At 72.0% G+C, this 321-nt stretch carries 1 protein-coding gene; it reads right to left on the bottom strand.

Annotation, left to right across the window (positions count from 1 at the left end; all coding sequences use genetic code 11):
- The coding region (locus F0L68_RS41370; RefSeq protein WP_149855374.1) for a response regulator at positions 1 to 321 on the bottom strand (321 nt) is incomplete at both ends.

Raw genomic sequence — 321 nt, 5'->3', positions numbered from 1 at the left:
GGCCAGCAGCTGGGAGATCACCTCGGGATCCATCGCGGTGCGGCCGCCCGCGACCCTGCGCACCGCCTCGACGAACTGCGTGACGTCGGAGACCCGGTCCTTGAGCATATAGCCGACGCCGCCCGCCCGGTCGGACAGCAGCTCGCGGGCGTAGAGCTGCTCGACGTACTGGGACAGCACCAGGATGGGCAGGCCGGGCACCTGCGCGCGGGCCTCGATGGCGGCCCGAATGCCCTCGTCGGTGAACGTCGGCGGGAGGCGAACGTCCACAACGGCCACATCGGGTCGGTGCGTGACGAGCGCGCGCAGCAGTCCTGGGCC

Origin of the sequence: Solihabitans fulvus, from assembly GCF_008386585.1 — a bacterium.
Taxonomy (GTDB): domain Bacteria; phylum Actinomycetota; class Actinomycetes; order Mycobacteriales; family Pseudonocardiaceae; genus Solihabitans; species Solihabitans fulvus.
Note: the sequence above shows the minus strand (reverse complement) of the source record. Positions and strands in the feature narration are given on the sequence as shown.